The organism is Bifidobacterium kimbladii (genome assembly GCF_032193675.1).
GTDB lineage: Bacteria > Actinomycetota > Actinomycetes > Actinomycetales > Bifidobacteriaceae > Bombiscardovia > Bombiscardovia kimbladii.
In genome coordinates this window covers 244,345-263,743 of the sequence record NZ_JASTZZ010000003.1, presented here as the reverse complement: position 1 = coordinate 263,743, position 19,399 = coordinate 244,345, and the positions used below count along the sequence as shown (strand labels likewise).

Below are 19,399 nucleotides of genomic sequence, written 5' to 3'. Positions count from 1 at the left end.
AAGGCCCAAAAAGGGCGGGGAGGGGAGTATGACGCATATGGGCGATCCCTTGGACAATTTCTCCCCGCAGACGGCCGACTGGTTTTGCCGGACCTTTCCTGAGGGGCCCACGCCGACCCAGGTGCAGGCCTGGCCGGCCATCCGCGCAGGCGGCGATGCGCTGATCATTTCGCCCACAGGCTCGGGCAAGACCCTGGCCGCTTTTCTTTGGGCTATCGACGAGCTTATGACCAGGCCCCGGCGCTCCCGGAAGCCTGGGGTCGCCGTGCTCTACATCTCGCCCATGAAGGCCCTGGGGACGGATGTGGCCCGCAACTTGCAGGCTCCGCTGGAGGGCATCGCCGAGCGATTTGAACAACAGGGACGCCAGGCACCCAAGGTCCGGACGGGCATCCGCACCGGAGATACCGACGCCCGCGGCCGCAGGGCCCTGGCCGCCCATCCGCCGGATATTCTGGTCACCACCCCCGAATCCCTCTATCTGATGCTGACATCCAAGACGGCCAGCACGCTGAAGAACGTGCAAACCGTTATTGTGGATGAAATCCACGTTATGGCGGGCAATAAGCGCGGGGCTCATCTGGCCCTGAGCCTGGAGCGCCTGGACGACCTGGTTGGGGGGCCGGTGCAGCGGATAGGCCTGTCGGCTACTGTCCGGCCGCCCGAGCAGGTGGCACGTTTCCTGGGTGGCAGCCGTCCGGTCAGTCTGATCCAGCCCAAGTCGTCCACAGCCATGGACCTGCGCCTGATCGAGCCCTTGGAGGACATGGGCGATCTGGCGGCGCCGCCCGGCGAGCCCGGCCAGGAGGGTCAGGAGGGCGACCAAAGAAGCGGATCCATCTGGCCAGCCATCGAGCGGGCCATTCTGGACCAGGTGCTGTCCCATCGCACCACCCTGGTCTTCGTCAACTCCCGAGGGCTCGCCGAACGCCTGACCGCCCGGCTGAACGACCTGCACCAAGCCGATGTAAGCCAGGGCGGCCGTGATTGGAACGGGCGTGACCGGTCAGGCCCCTCTGACAAGTCCGAGTCGGCCAGGGAGCCAGCCCACTACGATTCGGCCACCGGGTCCACCTCCGAGAGAACCTCAGGTCAAACTGTCGACCAACCCATTGCCATGGCCCACCATGGTTCGGTGTCCAAGGAACGTCGCCGCCAGGTGGAGGACGACCTCAAGGCCGGCAGACTGCGCTGTGTGGTGGCCACCTCCAGCCTGGAGCTGGGCATTGATATGGGCTCGGTCGATCTGGTCATCCAGGTCAATGCTCCCCTGTCGACCGCATCGGGACTGCAGCGGGTGGGCCGGGCCGATCACCAGGTCGGTCGGGTATCGCAGGCCAGGCTGTTCCCGCTGACCCGCGAGCAGATCCTGGAGTGCACGGCCAGCATGGAGAGCATGGTCCAGGGCGACATCGAACCGACCATCATGCCCAGCAGTCCCTTGGATGTTCTAGCCCAGCAGACGGTGGCCGCAGCCGCCATGGGGCCGCTCAAGGAGCAGGACTGGCTGGCCACGGTCAGACGGGCCGCGCCCTTCGCCCACCTGGATCAGCAGGTCTACCGGGCGGTGCTGGGCATGCTCAGCGGCGCCTACACCTCCCAGGATTTCACCGCTTTCCGCCCCATCCTGGTCTGGGACCACCAAACCGGCACGCTGACGGCCCGCCCCGGCGCGCAACGACTGGCGGTGACCTCCGGGGGCACCATTCCCGACCGTGGCTCCTACAGCGTGGTCATGCCCTCCGAGGCCGCCGGCGGCAAGCCACGACGAGTGGGTGAGCTGGACGAGGAGATGGTCTACGAGTCTCGCAAGGGGGACGTGATCACCCTGGGCACCACCTCCTGGAGGATCCAGCAGATCACCCGCGACCGCGTGGTGGTGGTGCCCGCTCCGGGGCGCTCCGCCAGACTGCCCTTCTGGCACGGGGAGGGCACCGGCCGTGACCCCGCATTCGGCCGTCGTCTGGGCAGGCTGGCCAGGGAACTGTCCCAGGGCCTGATACCGGCAGTCCAGACTGCCTCCGGTCGGCCGGGCTTCACGCAACCCGTCTGTGCTCGTCTGCTGGAGGACGGGCTGGACCGTCCTGCCATCAACAATCTGGCCGCCTTTCTGGCCGAACAGCATGCCTCCACCGGCCGGGTGCCCGACGACCGTCACCTGGTGGTCGAGCGTTGCCCCAACGAGGAGGGCGATCTGAGGCTGATCCTCCATTCGCCGTACGGCCGCAGGGTCAACGAGCCCTGGGCCCTGGCCATCGCCGCCCGGCTCTCCCGTGAGCGCGGCTATGACGGATCCGTCTGGGCGGGGGAGGACGGCATCGTCGTGCAGATCCCGGGCACTGATGCCTTCCTGGAAGACCAGCGCATATTCGGATTCACCCCCGATCAGGTGGAGCGCGAGGTCCGACGTCATCTGGTCGGCTCGGCGCTCTTCCAGGCCCGCTTCCGCCAGTGCGCAGCCCGCTCGCTCTACATGCCCAGGATGGAGCCGGGCCGCAGGGTTCCGCTCTGGCAGCAGCGTCTGCGGGCCTCCCGTCTGCTGGACGCGGCCCTGAAGGAGGACGACTTCCCCCTGGTTCTGGAGACCATGCGCGAATGCCTGCAGGATGTCTACGACATGCCTGCCCTGCGCGAGCTTATGACCGACCTGGAGCAGGGGAGCGTCCGTCTGGTCCCGGCCTCCACCAAGACCCCCTCGCCCATGGCCTCAGGACTGCTCTTCGGCTACCTGGGGACCTTCATGTACCAGTACGACATGCCCAAGGCCGAGCGCGACGCCGCCATGCTGGCCATCGACTCCGACCTGCTGGAGCAGATGGTCGGCCAAGTGGACATGGCTGACCTCCTGGACCAGGAGACCGTCGATCAGGTGACTGCTGACCTGCAGCGGCTTTCGCCCAAGACCCGGGCCAGGGGGGTCGAAGGTCTGGCCGACCTGCTGCGCACTATGGGCCCCATGGACCTGGCCGGGATTGGTCGGCGCATGCGCGGTCAGGAGGACGAACCGGTGACGCAGGCACAGGTCCGGGCCATGCTGGAGGAGCTGCAGGCCCAGTCCAGGGTGGTTCCGGTCAGGTTAGGCGCTCGCCACTGCTGGGTATGGGCCGGCCAGGCAGGACGGTTGACGGCGGTCCTGGGCCCAGGCGTCATCCAGCCATCCGCCCAGCCGACAAAGGAATCGGAATCAGACAGCGAAGCCTTCGACCAGCTGGTCAGGCAATACGCCGCAGTCCATGGGCCGTTCACCACCGAGGACCTGGCCGGCCACCTGGGCCTGGGCAGCGCTCTCTTGGAGGACAGGCTGCGTTCCCTGGTCGCACGCGAGCTGCTCATGACCGGGGTCTTCCCCCGTCCCGACCTGAGCGCCTATGGCGAGCCCGGATGGGAGGGAGGCGAACCCCGCCGAGGATGGCTGGATCCCGAGGTCTTCCGTCGGCTGCGCTCGCGGTCCCTGGCCAAGGCCAGCAAGGCCGCCAGTCCCGTCCCCGGCCATGTCTACAGCGACTTTCTTCTTCACCGGCAGGGTCTGGCGCCCCTGGGCCAGGAGCCCTTGATGGGCGCCGAAGGACTGCTGGAGGTGATCGGGCAGCTGGAGGGGCTGGCTCTGCCGCCCGAACTCTGGGAGTCGGCCATCTTCCCGGCCAGGGTGCGTGATTACGGCCCGGCATTGATGGACGACCTGCTGGCCTCGGGCCAGGTGGTCTGGGTGGGGTCCGACCAGGGGGAGGGCCCGCTGGGCGCCATGACCTTTTATCTGGCCGAGGACCTGGACGAGGAGCTTCCAGCACAATCCGCCGGCCCTCCGTCAGTCACGAATGGGGTCGGCAAGTCGGGCAACCCGGGCAAGGCGGGCGATCTGGAAGCGACCCTGCTGGGTGTTTTGGCCGATGGGGGAGCCTACCGCTTCGATCGGCTTCTGCGCGCCTGTGCCAGTCGGGGCGGGGACGACATTGAGTCCCCTGTTTCTGAGGCCCCCGACCAGGAGGCCATGGCCCGGTCTCTCTGGGGCCTGGTCAGGCGTGGGCTGGTCACCAATGCCTCCCTGGCTCCGGTTCGGCGCCTGGTTCGAGGATCAGGCTCACCGACCTCGGGCAGGACGCGCCGGTTGCCCCATGGTCTGCGTGGACACGGCAGGTCCTTGGCGCGCGCTGCCTTGGCTCGGGCGGCCGGCTCGTCAGCGCTGTCAGCGGCGGCGGAGGGATTCTGGACCCTGGTTGCGGATGAGCGCTCAGCAGCGAGAGGTGCAGCGGGGACTGGCATGGCTGATGCAAACGACAAGCTCAGCGGTGGCCAGGATGATGACCGGCGGCGGACCGTCCGCCTGGTCCACGACGAGCAGGCCATTCTGGACCGCTATGGGCTCCTGGCCCCGGTCCTGCCAGAAGTGCGATCCCTGCCCGGCGGATTCTCGGCCCTCTATCAGGTCTGCAGACGCATGGAGGAGGCCGGCCAGCTGACGCGTGGGGTCATCGTCGACGGTTTCGGCGGCGCCCAGTTCGCCCCCCGGGAGGTGATTGACCAGCTCAGAGGCTTCCAGGAGGATGAGGGCAATGACGATGGCGAAGGCGGATCGAAGCAGCGGCCGCCCGAGCCCGTGGTCATGGATGTGACGGATCCTGCCAACCTCTATGGCACGGCCCTTGCTTGGCCGGCCACATCAGGGGACGGCGGCGGTCGTCCCATTCGACGCATGGGGAACCTCGTGGTGCAGAATCGAGGCCGCGCCCTGGTCTACGCGGCGCCCAAGGGGCATCATCTGCTGGTCTTCGGTGAGCCCGGGCGTGGATTGCTGGAGGCCGCCTTCGCCCAGCTGGCCTCTTGGCTGAGGCGGGGCGGACAGGGACGCATCCTCTTCAGTGACGCCAATGGCCGGCCCCTGACCATGCGCGAACCGGTGGGCATGGCCTTGGCCACCGCCGGATTCACGGCCGGGCCGGGCGGCATGGCACTCTACTGAGTCTTTGCTGAGTGCCCTCAGGCCACGAAGGCGATGGGCGCTGCCAGCTCCTGACCGGAGGCATCCCGGCGCATGTCCACATCGGGCAGTTCGACCGGAGAACCGGCAGCGGTGCTGGCGTGCAGGGGCCAGGCGCCCACCCGGGCCAGCAGCAGGCTGTCCTGGCCCTTGAGGAAGCGCTGGGAGCGCACGCCTTTCGTTCCACGGCCCTTGACTGGATACATCTCCAGCGGGGTCAGCTTGGCTGAGCCGTTCTCGGTGCCGGGCAGGGCCTCTGAGTCGCCGGCCACGGTCAGGACCACGGCCCCGGCCTGGGTGCTCATGCCATCCTCGCCGGTCTCCTGGTAGGTCCAGCCGATCTCCCCGGCCGGCACGACCGCGAAGGCGGCGACCTGGCAGCCCTGGGCCAGACGGATGCCGGCCATGCCGGCCGCATTGCGACCCTGGGGGCGAACCTTGTCCCCGGTGAAGGTCAAGAGGCTGGCATCCGAGGAGATGAGCACCATGCGGTCCCCGTCCTGGCAGGGGGCCGCGGAGACCACCTGGTCGCCGTCCTTCAGGTCGATGACTGGCCATGAGTCCATGGTGGTCGGGGATTCGCGGTTCCAGCGCTTGACCGTGCCCTGTCGGGTGCCCAGGGCCAGAGGCGCGGAGTCGTTCATGTCGATGACGGTGACGGCGTGCTCGTCGGCCTGAGGCTCGGTGCTGGCGGTCCCGCCCAGGAGCTCGTCAGCCACGATGCCCCCGCTCAGGTTGGGGTTGGCGGTGGCCGGGATCAGCGGCAGGTCGGCCACGGGGGCGGTGATCAGCCGTCCAGCCGTGGTGACCAGGCCGTAGGTGGCCAGGGTGGTGGTGGCGAATATGGCGATGATCTGGTCGTCATGCCCCCGGTCCTGGTTGCGCGGCCGCGACCGCCAGGCATCCAGGGCGCCCGGGGTGCTGCGTGCCAGCAGGCCGGTGGCGCTCATCATGACCGTGCAGGGCTTGTCCTCCATGTGCAGGTCGCCGTCGCCACTGTCGCGGCTGGTTCCTCCGCTGGCTACCAGCGCAGCCTGCGACCCAGCGCCCACTTTGCCGGAGGTTTGCTGAGTGGTCTGCTGATCGCCAGCTGCTGCTGACTGTACGGGGGCCAGGTCGCCGGAAGGCTCCTGGTCCAGGATGACCGTGCGCCTGGGCGTGCCCCACTGGGCCACCGCCTGATCCATCTCCTGGATGACCACCCGGTCCAGCTCGGCCGAGGAGCCCAGAATCCGGTCCAGCTCCTCCAGCTGCTTGTTGAGGTCGTCACGCTCGCCCTCCAGCTCGATCCGGCTCATCTTGGTCAGCCGCCGCAGCCGCAGGTCAAGAATGTACTGGGCCTGGGTCTGATCCAGATCGAAGACCGCCATCAGCCTGGTCTTGGCCGCATCCGCGTCGTCCGAGCTGCGGATGACCTGGATGACCTCGTCGATGTCGACCAGGGCCAGCAGGAGCCCCTCGACCAGGTGCAGACGCTCCAAGGCCTTCTTGCGGCGAAACTCGCTGCGCCGATGGATGACCGTGCGCCGGTGCTCCACCCAGACCTCCAGCAGCTCCTTGAGCCCCATGGTTCTGGGCCGTCCATGGACCAGGGCCACGTTGTTGATGGTGAAGGAGTCCTCCAGGGGCGTGTACTTGAAGAGCTTGCCCAGCACCTTGCCCGGGTCGAATCCCGTCTTGATCTCGATGACCAGGCGGGTCCCGTTGTGCCGGTCGGTCAGGTCGATGGCGCTGGAGATGCCCTCCAGCTTGTGGTTGCGCACCCCATCCGAGATGCGTTCCAGAACCCGCTCAGGGCCCACCATGAAGGGCAGCTCGGTGACCACGATGGCCTTCTTGCGGGCGGTCACGTTCTCCAAGTGGGTGACGGACCTGGTCACGAAGGCCCCCCGGCCGTGCTCGTAGGCCTTGCGGATGCCGTCCCGTCCCACGATGACTCCGCCGCCGGGCAGATCCGGGCCGGGCACGTAGCGCATGAGTTCGTCCAGCCCTGCGTCCGGGTGGGCCATCAGATACTTGGCGGCGGCCACCACCTCGCCCAGGTTGTGGGTGATCATGTTGGTGGCCATGCCCACGGCGATGCCCGAGGCCCCGTTGACCAGCAGGTTGGGGATGGCCGAGGGCAGGACCTGGGGCTCCTTGAGCTTGTTGTCGTAGTTGGGGGAGAAGTCCACCGTGTCCTGGTCGATGTCGGCGTTCATGCCCAGGGCTGCAGGAGCCAGCCTGGCCTCGGTGTAGCGGGAGGCGGCAGGTCCGTCGTCCAGGGAGCCGAAGTTGCCGTGGCCGTCGACCAGGGGCAGGCGCATGGCAAAGGGCTGGGCCAGCCGGACCATGGCCTCGTAGATGGAAGAGTCGCCATGGGGGTGCAGCTTGCCCATGACCTCGCCCACGGCCCTGGCGGACTTCATGTAGGGGCGGTCGGGGTTGAGGTTCATCTGGCCCATCTGGTAGATGATCCGCCGCTGAACAGGCTTGAGTCCGTCGCGGGCATCGGGCAGGGCCCGGGCGTAGATGACCGAGTAGGCATATTCCAGGAAGGACTTGCTCATCTCCTCGTTCAGAGGGGTTTCGACGATGTGCTCCTTGACCTGCCGGGGGTCGTATCCCGCCGCCTTGCTCCTGCGATGAGTTGCCATGCTCAAGCTCCTGCTCCTTCACGTTCCGCCTTATGATAACCGGACGGTCCGCCAAAGCATTCGCAGCAGGCATGCGGTGTCGGCCTGGGGTCTGACCGTGCTTGAATGGAAGGCATGGGTCTGGATACACCTGACATGAAGGAACTGCTGCAGCCGAGTCTGCCTATCCAATACGGGGACCGGGCGGGGAATAACCATGTTGGCGGGGCCAGGCATCTGTCCGCCGTCCTGCCGGCCCTAAGCGCCTGTCTGGGAACGCCTGTGGCCACTGATGTCCATCCGTCTGCCAAGGCCCTCCAGGAGGCCCTGGGACTGCCGGAGGCACGGTCGGTGGTCGTCGTCCTGGTGGATGGACTGGGATTCTGGAATCTGGTCAGCCGCCAGGGCCATGTGCCCTACCTGCGCTCGCTGCTGTCCGAACCCATCAACCAGCGTCCCCTCTACACCAGTCTGCCCTCGACGACCGTGGCGGCCATGGGAGTCTTCGGCACCGGAACCAGCCCGGGGCTGACCGGCATGACCGGCTACACCCAGCTGAACCCGGACACCGGCCAGCTGGGCCAGATGATCCAATTCAGGGGGGCTCAGGATCCCGAGCGTCTGCAACGCCGTCCCACGGTCTTCGAGACCCTCCAGGCGCAGGGGGTCCGGGTGACCTCCTCGGGCCTGCCGCGTTTTCGCGACTCAGCCCTGACCCGTGCGGCTCTGCGCGGCGGGGAGTACCTGGCCCACAATCACTCCCGTCAGCGTCTTCTGGCTGCCTGCCAGGCTGCCCGCCAGCCGGGGCTGACCTACCTCTATATCCGCGATGTGGACAAGGTGGGCCACCACAGCGGCTGGGAGGGCGAGGAATGGGTGGCCGCTCTCGAAGCGACCGATGCACAGCTGGCCGAGCTTCATCGCCGCCTGCCCGCCGGGACACTGACGGTGATCGTGGCCGATCATGGCATGGTTGAGTCCGATCCGAACCAGCGCATTGACATCGCCCAGGACCCGGAGCTGAGCCGGGATGTGCGACTGGTGGGCGGCGAGCCTAGGGCGGTCATGCTCTATCTGGACCAGGGGGCGGATCCCCAGGTCGTGGCCGCCCGCTGGCGGGAGCATCTGGGGGAGCGGGCCTGGGTGCTGACCCGGGACCAGGCCATCAAACGGGGAATCTTCGGTCCTGTGGATGCCCGGATTCGACCCATGATCGGCGACCTTCTGGTGCTGGCCGGCGATCGGATCACCTTAGTGAATTCGGCTGATCAGACCGATGCAGCGACCAGGCTGCCTGGCGTCCATGGCTCTTGGACCCGTCTGGAGACGCAGATCCCCTGCCTGATCGATCTGGTCTGAACTACTTGCCGAAGAGGATCTCATCCCAGCTGGGTACGGCTGACCGCCCGGAGTGCTTTTTGGTCCGATTGCTGCGGCGGCTCTCCTTGGGCTGATCCTCCTGCTCGTCCTGCCCGGCATCATCGCCTTGATCCTCTTGCTGGTGCTGCCCATGGTTCTGCACGGGCAGCACCATGGTGGATTCGTTGTCTCTGATGGGAGGATGCTCGGCCGTGTCTGGGTCCTCGCTCAGCTCGGCACGGGGTTGACTGGGCTCTCGGTCGGCTGTCCGCTCCTGGCCTTCCTTGGGCTTGCCATAGAGCCAGGCCGTGAGTGCCGCCTGGCGCTCACCGTTTTCTTCTTCGATTGGGGTAACGGTATCCTGCTGGCTTGGGGGCCGCCTGTCGGTCTGATCGTCGATTGCTTCGGCGGGTCCCTGGTCTCCAGCGGGTCGCTCCTGTCCGTGGTCGTCTGTGGAATCGTCCAGCAGCATCCTTGCCGCCCCGTTCAAACAGGTCACGGTGTTGTCATGCATGTTCCAGGCCCAGCGGGCGTTGAAAATCCTCTTGTCCAGCGTAAACACGCCGTTGATGTTCCAGGGTTCGTACCCTCGTCTGGTGGCCTGCCAGGAAACCTGGGTCAGGCTGACCCCCGCACGGGCCAGCACCTTGCCGATCAGTTCCTGATAGTTTCGTCCCACCGACCCCTTGGGTGCCGGCATGGTCAGGAACTGCTCGATGGCGTACTTCTTCTCGGTTTCCACAGGAGCCGCGAAACGCCGTACCAGCGCTTCGTTGACAGCGTATTGCTGAGCTACCTGCTCGGGGCGGGCGCCGGCGCGCACAGCGGCCTGAATTGCTGAGACGGGCAGGGGCTTGGACTTGCCGGTCTGGGGGTCCACGTCCTCTTCCTCCTTGACCTGCTTGGCCTCAAGAATGGCGCGATCAAGCGCATCGTCGACTCTTACGGCGAAGTGCCGGTGGTCACAGACGAAGACCAGATCGCCCCTGTCGTCGACATGGTCAAAGCTGGCCACCCTGGTCCCATTCTCAGACATGCACGCCCCTATCCTCTTACGGTTCCTTTACACGGCCTCAGGTATTTCCATTGTGCCCTATGGTTCGTATTTTACGTGCTTTTGAAATCGTGTATCCTATGCGCAGTACATATCGTGTGAAATGACCGGTATACGAGGTGGCTGGTCGAACAAGGAAAGGGTACACGATGGCACAGGATTACGATACCCCGCGAGACAAGGACGAAGACGAGGAATCCCTGCAGGAGCTGGGCAAAAGCGGCCAGGATGCCGGGGCCGACCTGGACGACGACGAGAACGCCATCGCCGAGGACTATGAGCTGCCGGGCGCTGACCTGAGCAATGAGGACTCTTCGGTGACCGTCATCCCCATGCAGGGCGATGAATTCATCTGCTCCAACTGCTTCCTGGTCAAACACCGGAGCCAGCTGGCCTATATGACTCCCGACGGCAAGCCCGTCTGCAAGGAGTGCGCCGCCTGATGGCCTACGACGAGTCCTACAACGAGCCGGAAACGGTCGAGGTCCTGTTCAAATCCTTGGATGGGGCCGAGGTGCCGGAATACGCCATACCTGGCGATGCGGGGGCTGATCTGCGAGCCAGGGTGGCCGTGGACCTGGCCCCCTTCCAGCGGGCCCTGGTTCCCACTGGTGTCGCTCTGGCTCTGCCCAACGGGTACGTCGGCTTGGTTCACCCACGCTCAGGGCTGGCAGTCAAGATGGGGGTGACCGTGCTCAACGCGCCCGGAACCATCGATGCCGGGTACCGGGGCGAGATCAAGGTGCCGCTGATCAACTTGGATCCGCATGAGTCGGTTCACTTCGAGCCTGGGGAGCGCATTGCCCAGCTGGTCATCCAGCGTTACGTACAGGCCCGTTTCGTGCCCGCAGAACGTCTGCCTGGCTCGGTGCGTTCGGATGCCGGATTCGGCTCGACGGGCCGCTGAGGCATCCTTCGGACACGGACGGCCTGAATGGGTCAGGCGCAAGTGTAGGATTGGTGCATTATATCAGGACATTGGAGGCTTGAATGGTCACTCCGGAGGGCAGCGTCTGCAGCAATGATGTCGGCGAGCAGGCCCCGTCCGGCCTGTCCTCCAGAGCCTTGGGCTGCGAAATCAGCGACGATCCGCTCAACCCCCTGATGCCCATCCGGGAGATTTGCGCCGCCCACCATCCCGGCGAGGACCTGTCCATGCTCCAGCGCGCCTATGACCGGGCTGTAGTCCAGCATGCCAACCAAAGGCGCAAGTCCGGCGAGCCCTACATCATTCATCCACTGGCTGTCGCTCAGATTCTGGCCGACCTGGGCATGGGTCCCACGGTGGTTTCGGCCGGCCTGCTGCACGACACGGTGGAGGACACCGACTACACCCTGGAGCAGTGCAGAAATGACTTTGGCGACACCGTGGCCGGCCTGGTGGATGGGGTCACCAAAATATCCAAGATGGACTACGGCGATTCGGCCCAGGCCGAGACCATCCGCAAGATGATCGTGGCCATGAGCCGGGATGTGCGCGTCCTGGTGGTCAAGCTGGCCGACCGGGTCCACAACGCCCGCACCTGGCGCTACGTCAAGGCTTCATCAGCCCAGCGCAAGGCCCGCGAGACCCTCGATGTCTACGCCCCTCTTGCCAACCGTCTGGGCATGAACGCCATCAAGACCGAGCTGGAGGAGCTCAGCTTCAAGACGCTCTATCCCAAGATCTACAACGAAATCGTAGTGCTGGTCTCCCGCAGGGCGGGCCAGCGGGAGGTTTACCTGAAGCAGATCCTGGACGAGATCCACGAGGATCTGGATGCCCAGGGCATCAAGGCCCAGGTGACCGGCCGGCCCAAGGACTACTTCAGCATCTACCAGAAGATGATCGTGCGCGGGCACGATTTCGCCAACATCTACGATCTGGTCGGGGTGCGCATCATCGTGGACACCATCCGCGACTGCTATGCGGCCCTGGGCGCCGTCCATGCACGCTGGAGCCCGGTGCCTGGGCGATTCAAGGACTACATCGCCATGCCCAAGACCAACCGCTACCAGTCCTTGCACACCACGGTGGTGGGCCCGGGCGGCAAGCCGGTGGAGATCCAGATCCGCACCTGGCAGATGCACCGTCGTGCTGAGTTCGGCATCGCCGCCCACTGGAAGTACAAGGAGAACGGGTCTGCTGGCCGCGAACTCTCCCAGCCTGACAAGGCTGACGTCAAGCGCGAGCGCCAGGAGGGGGAGCTGAGCCAGGAGGACAACCTGACCTGGATCCAGCAGCTGGCTGACTGGACCAGCGAGACCCCTGACTCCAATGAGTTCCTGGGCTCCCTCAAGGACGATCTGGGTTCGGCCGAGGTCTATGTGTTCACCCCCAAGGGCAAGATCATCTCCCTGCCGGCCGAATCCACCCCCGTGGACTTCGCCTACGCCGTCCACACCGAGGTGGGGCACAGAACCATGGGCGCCAGGGTAAATGGCCGTCTGGTCCCCCTGGACACCAAGCTGCGCAACGGGGACACGGTGGAGATTCTGACCAGCAAGTCGGACACCGATGGGCCCTCGCGCGACTGGCTCAGCTTCGCCAAGAGCCCCCGCGCCCGCAGCAAGATCCGTCAGTGGTTCAGCAAGGAGCGTCGTTCGGAGACCATCGAGGAGGGCAAGGACGAGCTGATCCGCGCCATGCGCAAGCGGAACCTGCCTGTGGCCACCCTGCTGACCCCCGAAGCCATGGTGGGGGCCGCCGACGAGCTCAACTATCCCAATGAGAAGGCCGTCTACGCTGCCATTGGCGACGGACAGGTCTCCACCCAGAACGTGATCTCCCGGCTGGTTCATGACGCCGGCCGGTCAGCCCTTGAGGACGAAGTGGAGCAGGAGGCCATACCTCTGCAGCGGGTGGCCAAATCCAGCCGTCCGGAGACCTCCCAGGGGATCTCGGTCAAGGGTGTGGACGATGTCTGGGTCAAGCTGGCCCGTTGCTGCACCCCAGTGCCGGGAGATCCCATCACCGGGTTCATCACCCGCAACCAGGGCGTCTCGGTCCATCGGTCCGACTGTCAGAATCTTCTGGACCTGCGCAAGAAGCAGCCCGAACGGATCATCGAGGTCTCCTGGACGGGCAAACAGGGCACCTTCATGGTCCAGATCCAGGTGGAGGCGCTGGACCGGCCCCATCTGCTCTCTGACATCACCCAGGTGCTGTCCGACCACGGCGTCAACATTCTGTCGGGCAGCCAGTCCACTGGCCGTGACCGGGTGGCCGTCAGCCAGTTCGTCTTCGAGATGGGCGACCCCCAGCATCTGAACACCCTCTTGTCGGCCGTCAGGAAGATCGACGGGGTCTTCGATGCCTACCGTCTGACAGGAGCCAAGGGTTCGGCCAGCCCCCATATGCGGGCCATCTGACCTCCTCTGCAACCAGGCTTATAGCCCTTTCCCTGACCTGCTTTTCCGGCTTGTGATCTCTGCATGCTGTTCCAGTCGGTGGCTGTCTGTCTGGAAGTCCTGCTGGGACAAGGCCTCATGGATGGATACGAAAGGACCCCCGGTGGTCGATGACCAGGTCGGGGGTCCTAGTGGAACAGATGCGATCAGCGCACAGCGTTCATCCACTGCTCCTTGGTGGCCTTCTCGGCCTCAAGCTCCTGCTTCTTGGCCGGATCCTGCTCGGCGGCGATCCGACGGTCCAGGTCCTCAAGCTGGGCGGCCAGCTGCTGCTCGAAGCTGGAGACGCGGGCATCGGCCTCGGGATCCGACTGGTTCCAGGCCGCATCCTCCACGGCCTTGATCTGCCGGTCCACAGCATCCATCCTGCCCTCGATCCGGCGCACGTCGTCACGGGGGACAAAGCCGATGCCGTCCCATTCCTCCTGAATCTTGGCCAGCTCCTGCCGCGCCTGCTTGGCGGCCTTGGCATCCTTGACGGGCAGCAGGGCCTCGGCCTTGGCCACCAGGGCTTCTTTCTTGGTTAGGTTCTCGCGCTCGTTGACCGAGGTCTTATCCCGGTCTGCCTGGCGGGCGTTGAAGAAGACATCCGCGGCCTGGCGGAAGCGGGCCCAGAGGGCATCGTCATCCTGACGTCCTGCCCGTCCGGCCTGCTTCCAACGGTCCATGAGCTCGTTGAACTGGTGGGAGGTGGGCCCCCAGTCGGTGGAGTCCTTGATCTGGTCGGCCTCGGCGATGATCTCCTCCTTGATCCGCTTGGTCTCGGACCGCTGGGCATCACGCTGCTGGGCCCACTTGCGGCGGGCCTGGTTGAAGGTGGTGCGGGCAGATGAGAAGCGCTTCCAGAGCGCGTCCGCGTCGGCCTTGTCGATGCGGATGGTGGTGCGCTGGTGCTGCTGCCACTGCTCGAAGAGGGAACGGAACTTGTCCGCTGTGGACCGCCAGTTGGTGGAGTCGCCCAGGGAGGCGGCCAGATCTTCGGCCTTCTCCACGATGGCAGTCCGCTCCTTGATGGCCTTGGCCATGGCATCCTTGCGGGCCTGCGCCAGCTCGGCCTTGCGCGCCTGCCCCTGTTCAGCCAGCTGATCCAGCTGTGTGCGCAGGGCGGCGAGGTCGCCGACGGCCTCGGGCTGCTTGGTCTCCTCTTTGAGCGAGGTGAGGGACTCGTCGATTTCGTGGGCCTTGATCTTGGGGCTGCGCAGCCTGGAGGCGAAGAGGTTCAGCTTTTCCTTGAGGTCCAGGTATCGGCGGGCATAGAGGTTCAGGGCCTCCTTGGCCTCAGCGTTGGGGAACTGACCCACCTGGCGCTCCTGGTCGCCCTCGCGGACGAAGACGTTGCCCTGCTCGTCCACCCGTCCGAAGGCTTCGGCCTTGTCGATCTCCTCCTGGCTGTAGGTGGGGGCGGCCGGAGCGGCCTTGACGTGAGGGGCCTTGTGGGCCAGAGCCGCAGGGGAGGGGACTGCCTTGGGCTTGGGCACAGCCGGTGCCGGTGCGCTCTGGGTCGGAGCATCCTCTGCGGGAGCAGTTTGCTCGGCGGCTGCCTGTCCCTGTGCGGCCTCTGGTGCCGGCGCAGCGGCGACCTGGCCAGCCGCATCCACGGTGTGGTCCTCCTGCGGTGTCGAGGTGTTCTCGGGTGTGATGGCGGTGTTGTCGGCCATGGCCAGCTCCTTAGGCTTGTGTGTTGGAGAGATCGCAAAATATGGCAATACCATTTTCCTTGACCTCCTATAGTATAGGTTCTTATGGCAAAAGGCACATCTCTATCCGGTTTCCCTGAATGGCTTCCTTCACAACGAGTGGTGGAGCAGCGCATCATCGACACGCTCCGCAAGGTCTTCGAATTGAACGGCTACATCGGCATTGAGACCAGGGCCGTCGAAGAGGGCTCCAGCCTGCTCAAGAAGGGGGAGACCAGCAAGGAGATCTACCTGCTCTCCCGGCTGCAGGATCTGGGCCAGGAAAAGGATGTGCCGGTGGAGCGCCGGCTGGGCCTGCATTTCGACCTGACTGTGCCGCTCAGCCGCTACGTGGTGGAGCACAGCAACGACTTGACCTTCCCCTTCAAGCGCTGGCAGATTCAGAAGGTCTGGCGAGGGGAGCGCCCCCAGGAGGGACGGTTCAGGGAGTTCGTCCAGGCTGATATTGATGTGATCGGCAACGGGGAGCTGCCCGACCACTACGAGGTCGAGGTGCCCCTGGTCATGCTGAGCGCCCTGGAGGAGCTGCGGGCCTTCGGCCTGCCCAAGCCCACCGTGCACGCCAACAACCGCAAGCTCTCCGAGGGGTTCTACCGGGGTCTGGGCCTGGAGGACATCGAAGGCGTTCTGCGCGAGATCGACAAGCTGGACAAGATCGGCCCTGACGAGGTGGCCAGTCTGCTGGTCAGTGAGTGCGGCGCCAACCAGGACCAGGCCAGGGCCTGCCTGGATCTGGCCGAGCTGACCGCCGACGATGGCGAGCAGCTGCGCCAGCGCTTCGACGCCCTGGTCGACAAGGTTGGCATCGACAAGGAGTCTCCTGCGTACGCTCTGGCCATTGAGGGTTTGGAGACGCTGGCCATGATCATCGACGAGGCCGCGCGCATCCGGCCGGGCTCGGTCATCGCCGACCTGAAGATCGCCCGCGGGTTGGACTACTACACCGGCTCGGTCTACGAGACCTTCCTGGAGGGGGCGCAGTCCCTGGGGTCCATCTGCTCAGGCGGCCGTTACGACAACCTGGCCAGCCAGGGCAACCGCACCTATCCGGGTGTGGGGCTGTCCATCGGACTTTCGCGCCTGCTCTCCTACCTGCTGGCCCAGGGGGCCCAGGCCTCCCGGGTCTCCCCAGCGGCGGTCATGGTCGCCGTCTGGGATGAGGAGGATCGCACCGCCAGCAACCACATCGCCCAGGACCTGAGGGCCAGGGGGATCGCTGCCGATGTGGCTCCCACCGCAGCCAAGATCGGCAAGCAGATCCGCTATGCCGACCACCTGGGCATCCCCTATGTCTGGTTCCCGGCCAAGGAGGGCCAGCAGGAGGGCGACCAGGTCAAGAACATCATTACCGGCGAACAGGTTCCGGCCGACCTGGTGTCGTGGACGCCGGATAGCCTGTATGCCCGGCAGAGTGTGGAATACCAGGCCTGACGCAGGGGCAGGCTGAGCATTATGGAGGTACAGGAAAGCATGGGCCAGTCGGCTTACAGAACGAGCTACGCCACGGATGTCACGCAGGATATGGTCGGTCGCCAGGTGACGGTGGCCGGGTGGGTGGATCGCCGCCGGGATCACGGAGGCGTGGCCTTCATCGACCTGCGTGACCGTTCCGGTCTGGTGCAGATCGTCATCTACGACGAGGAAGAGGCCCGCCCCCTGCGCAGCGAGTACGTGATCCAGGTCACCGGCAAGGTCCGCGAACGCCCCGAGGGCAATGACAACGAGCATCTGTCCACCGGGCACATCGAGATCGTGGCCGACAAGATCGAGGTTTTGGCCAAGTCAGCCGCCCTGCCCTTCCAGGTGTCCACCGCCCTGGAGAACGAGGCCGAGAACAAGCTGCCCGGCGAGGATGTGCGGCTGCGCTACCGTTATCTGGACCTGCGCCGCCCCTCCATGCAGCGCAACATCCGCCTGAGGGCCGCCATGAACCGTGCCGCCCGTGCCGCCCTGGACAGGATGGACTTCTGCGAGATCGAGACACCGACCCTGATCAAGTCCACCCCTGAGGGTGCCCGTGACTTCCTGGTGCCGGCCCGGCTGGTGCCCGGATCCTGGTATGCCCTGCCGCAGTCCCCCCAGCTGCTCAAGCAGCTGCTGATGGTGGGCGGCTTCGAGCGCTACTACCAGATCGCCCGCTGCTACCGCGACGAGGACTTCCGTGCCGACAGGCAGCCCGAGTTCACCCAGCTGGACATCGAGATGAGCTTCGCCTCCCAGGAGGACGTCATGGCCATGGCCGAACAGGTCATCGCCGAGGTCTGGAAGGCTGCAGGATTCGAGGTCACCCTGCCCATCCCCAGGATCAGCTGGCAGGAGGCCATGGACAAGTATGGCTCCGACAAGCCAGACCTGCGCTTCGGCAACCCCATCGTCGAGCTGACCGACTACTTCAAGGACACCCCCTTCCGCGTCTTCCAGGCTCCCTACGTGGGCGCCGTGGTCTACCAAGGTGCGGCCAACCTGCCCCGCAGGCAGTTCGATGCCTGGCAGGAATGGGCCCGCCAGCGGGGTGCCAAGGGTCTGGCCTACGTCCAGTTCACCGGCGACGGCACCCTCAAGGGCCCTGTGGCCAAGAACCTGTCTGATGCCGAGCGCCAAGGCCTCAAGGAGGCCGTGGGTGCCTCGGATGGCGATGCCGTCTTCTTCGCAGCCGGTCCCCGTGAGGCTTCGCAGACCCTGCTGGGTGCGGCCCGCGTGGAGATCGCGCGCCGCCAGGGGCTGCTCAAGCCTGACGAATTCGCCCTGACCTGGGTGGTGGACTTCCCGCTCTTCAAGCCCACCGACGACCCGGATGACGACGATGTGGCCGTGGGCCATTCCAAGTGGACCTCCATGCATCACCCCTTCACCATGCCCTCGGCCGACTGGATCGACCGTTTCGACAAGGATCCCGAGCATGCCATGAGCGACTCCTACGACATCGTCTGCAACGGCGAGGAGATGGGCGGCGGCTCGGTGCGTATCCACCGCGACGACATCCAGGACCGGATCTTCAAGGTGCTGGGCATCGGCCCCGAGGAGGCCCAGGAGAAGTTCGGCTTCCTGCTGGATGCCTTCAAGTACGGCGCTCCGCCCCACGCGGGCATCGCCTTCGGCTGGGACCGGACCGCACAGATCCTGACGGGAGCCGACTCCATCCGCGATGTCATCGCCTTCCCCAAGTCCGGCGGCGGCCAGGATCCCATGACCGGGGCTCCGGCGCCCATCTCCGACCAGCAACGCGCCGAGACCGGCGTGGACTGGGAGCCGGATCAGGAGGATGCCGACTGAGCGCATCCCGCCGCTGATCGACGAGAGTCGTAAAGGGCTGGAATCCTGCGGGGTTCCGGCCCTTCTTGTGTATGCCCGGTCATGTGCTGCGGACCAGTCGGCCGGGGTTTGCCCTTGCCGCTGCTTTACCGGAGAACCGTTTCTATGGCCGTTCTGCAACAAAGGATGAGTAAACTGCCCAATATGAGCGAAACAACCAAACAGCCGTCGGAGCGGATTCTGCCGGAGAAACCGGCCTCGGATCGCCCCGTCAAGGACAAGTCCGGGCCGCTGGTCGAGCTGGCCCACGTCGAGAAGCATTTTGGCAGCCTGCACGTCCTCAAGGACATCAACCTGCAGGTCGACACCGGCGAGGTGCTGGTGGTGGTCGGGCCCTCAGGCTCCGGCAAGTCCACCATGTGCCGGACCATCAACCGTCTGGAGTCCATCGACTCCGGCGTCATCAGGATCGAGGGGGAGCCCCTGCCCCAGGAGGGACGCGACCTGGCTCGGCTCAGGGCCGAGGTGGGCATGGTCTTCCAGTCCTTCAACCTGTTCGCCAACAAGACCATCCTGGAGAACATGACCCTGGCGCCCATCAAGGTGCGCCACATGCCCAAAAAGGATGCGGAGGACCTGGCCATGGACCTCTTGGCCCGGGTGGGCGTGGAATCCCAAGCCTCCAAGATGCCCTCCCAGCTCTCCGGCGGGCAGCAGCAGCGTGTGGCCATCGCCCGCGCCCTGGCCATGCAGCCCAAGATCATGCTCTTCGACGAGCCCACATCAGCCCTGGACCCGGAGATGGTCAACGAGGTGCTGGATGTCATGATCCAGCTGGCCCAGGAGGGCATGACCATGATCTGCGTGACCCATGAGATGGGCTTTGCCCGTCAGGCGGCCGACCATATCGTCTTCATGGCCGATGGGCGGATCCTGGAAAAGGATGACCCCGACGACTTCTTCGACCACCCCAAGACCCAGCGGGCCGCCGACTTCCTGTCCAAGATTCTGACCCACTGAAGCAGGAGGGAAGCATATCCGCATGAATGCAAGCATG

The 19,399-nt window shown here is 65.5% G+C and carries 11 protein-coding genes; 8 read left to right on the top strand and 3 right to left on the bottom strand.

The genetic code is table 11. The features are described 5' to 3' along the window. The first annotated feature begins 37 nt into the window (after window positions 1–37). Window positions 38–4,957 carry an ATP-dependent helicase gene (locus tag QRX41_RS05855; RefSeq protein ID WP_313839317.1) on the top strand — a complete coding sequence of 1,640 codons (4,920 nt, stop codon included), beginning with the start codon at window positions 38–40 and terminating at the stop codon, window positions 4,955–4,957. Between the two features lie 17 nt (window positions 4,958–4,974). Here QRX41_RS05855 and QRX41_RS05850 read toward each other — a convergent pair whose 3' ends face one another. Beyond that, window positions 4,975–7,611, bottom strand: a complete 2,637-nt coding sequence (locus tag QRX41_RS05850) for a DNA gyrase/topoisomerase IV subunit A (protein ID WP_313839315.1) — start codon at window positions 7,609–7,611, stop codon at window positions 4,975–4,977. Between the two features lie 114 nt (window positions 7,612–7,725). On the opposite strand from QRX41_RS05850, the gene QRX41_RS05845 reads away from it, so the two are divergent. Next, entirely contained in the window at window positions 7,726–8,949 is a 1,224-nt protein-coding gene (locus QRX41_RS05845; protein WP_313839314.1) for an alkaline phosphatase family protein, read from the top strand. A 1-nt stretch (window position 8,950) separates the two neighbouring features. Here the strand turns inward: QRX41_RS05845 and sepH are convergent, their stop codons facing one another. After that, on the bottom strand, window positions 8,951–9,985 hold the full coding sequence (gene sepH / locus QRX41_RS05840) for a septation protein SepH (protein ID WP_313839313.1): 1,035 nt from the start codon (window positions 9,983–9,985) through the stop codon (window positions 8,951–8,953). A gap of 167 nt (window positions 9,986–10,152) precedes the next feature. Between sepH and QRX41_RS05835 the strand changes: the two genes are divergently transcribed. The 3 genes from QRX41_RS05835 (at window position 10,153) to QRX41_RS05825 (ending at window position 13,354) form a co-directional block, all read left to right on the top strand. Then, window positions 10,153–10,446 (top strand): DUF4193 domain-containing protein, encoded by a 294-nt coding sequence (locus tag QRX41_RS05835; protein WP_101432216.1) that lies wholly within the window; start codon window positions 10,153–10,155, stop codon window positions 10,444–10,446. Further along, window positions 10,446–10,910 (top strand): dUTP diphosphatase, encoded by a 465-nt coding sequence (dut, locus tag QRX41_RS05830; protein WP_313839311.1) that lies wholly within the window; start codon window positions 10,446–10,448, stop codon window positions 10,908–10,910. Before QRX41_RS05835 ends, dut begins: the two co-directional genes overlap by 1 nt. An 83-nt stretch (window positions 10,911–10,993) precedes the next feature. Beyond that, window positions 10,994–13,354 carry a RelA/SpoT family protein gene (locus QRX41_RS05825; protein WP_232342002.1) on the top strand — a complete coding sequence of 787 codons (2,361 nt, stop codon included), beginning with the start codon at window positions 10,994–10,996 and terminating at the stop codon, window positions 13,352–13,354. 185 nt (window positions 13,355–13,539) lie between these two features. Here QRX41_RS05825 and QRX41_RS05820 read toward each other — a convergent pair whose 3' ends face one another. After that, on the bottom strand, window positions 13,540–15,051 hold the full coding sequence (locus tag QRX41_RS05820) for a DUF349 domain-containing protein (RefSeq protein WP_313839308.1): 1,512 nt from the start codon (window positions 15,049–15,051) through the stop codon (window positions 13,540–13,542). A gap of 84 nt (window positions 15,052–15,135) precedes the next feature. On the opposite strand from QRX41_RS05820, the gene hisS reads away from it, so the two are divergent. From hisS to QRX41_RS05805, 3 genes are all read left to right on the top strand, one after another. Continuing rightward, window positions 15,136–16,521 (top strand): histidine--tRNA ligase, encoded by a 1,386-nt coding sequence (hisS, locus tag QRX41_RS05815; RefSeq protein WP_313839307.1) that lies wholly within the window; start codon window positions 15,136–15,138, stop codon window positions 16,519–16,521. 39 nt (window positions 16,522–16,560) lie between these two features. Further along, a complete protein-coding gene (gene aspS / locus QRX41_RS05810; protein ID WP_313839360.1) occupies window positions 16,561–18,363 on the top strand; it encodes an aspartate--tRNA ligase in 1,803 nt (600 codons plus the stop codon). Window positions 18,364–18,546: 183 nt separating this feature from the next. Next, window positions 18,547–19,362 carry an amino acid ABC transporter ATP-binding protein gene (locus QRX41_RS05805; RefSeq protein ID WP_301280166.1) on the top strand — a complete coding sequence of 272 codons (816 nt, stop codon included), beginning with the start codon at window positions 18,547–18,549 and terminating at the stop codon, window positions 19,360–19,362. Window positions 19,363–19,399 lie beyond the last annotated feature (37 nt).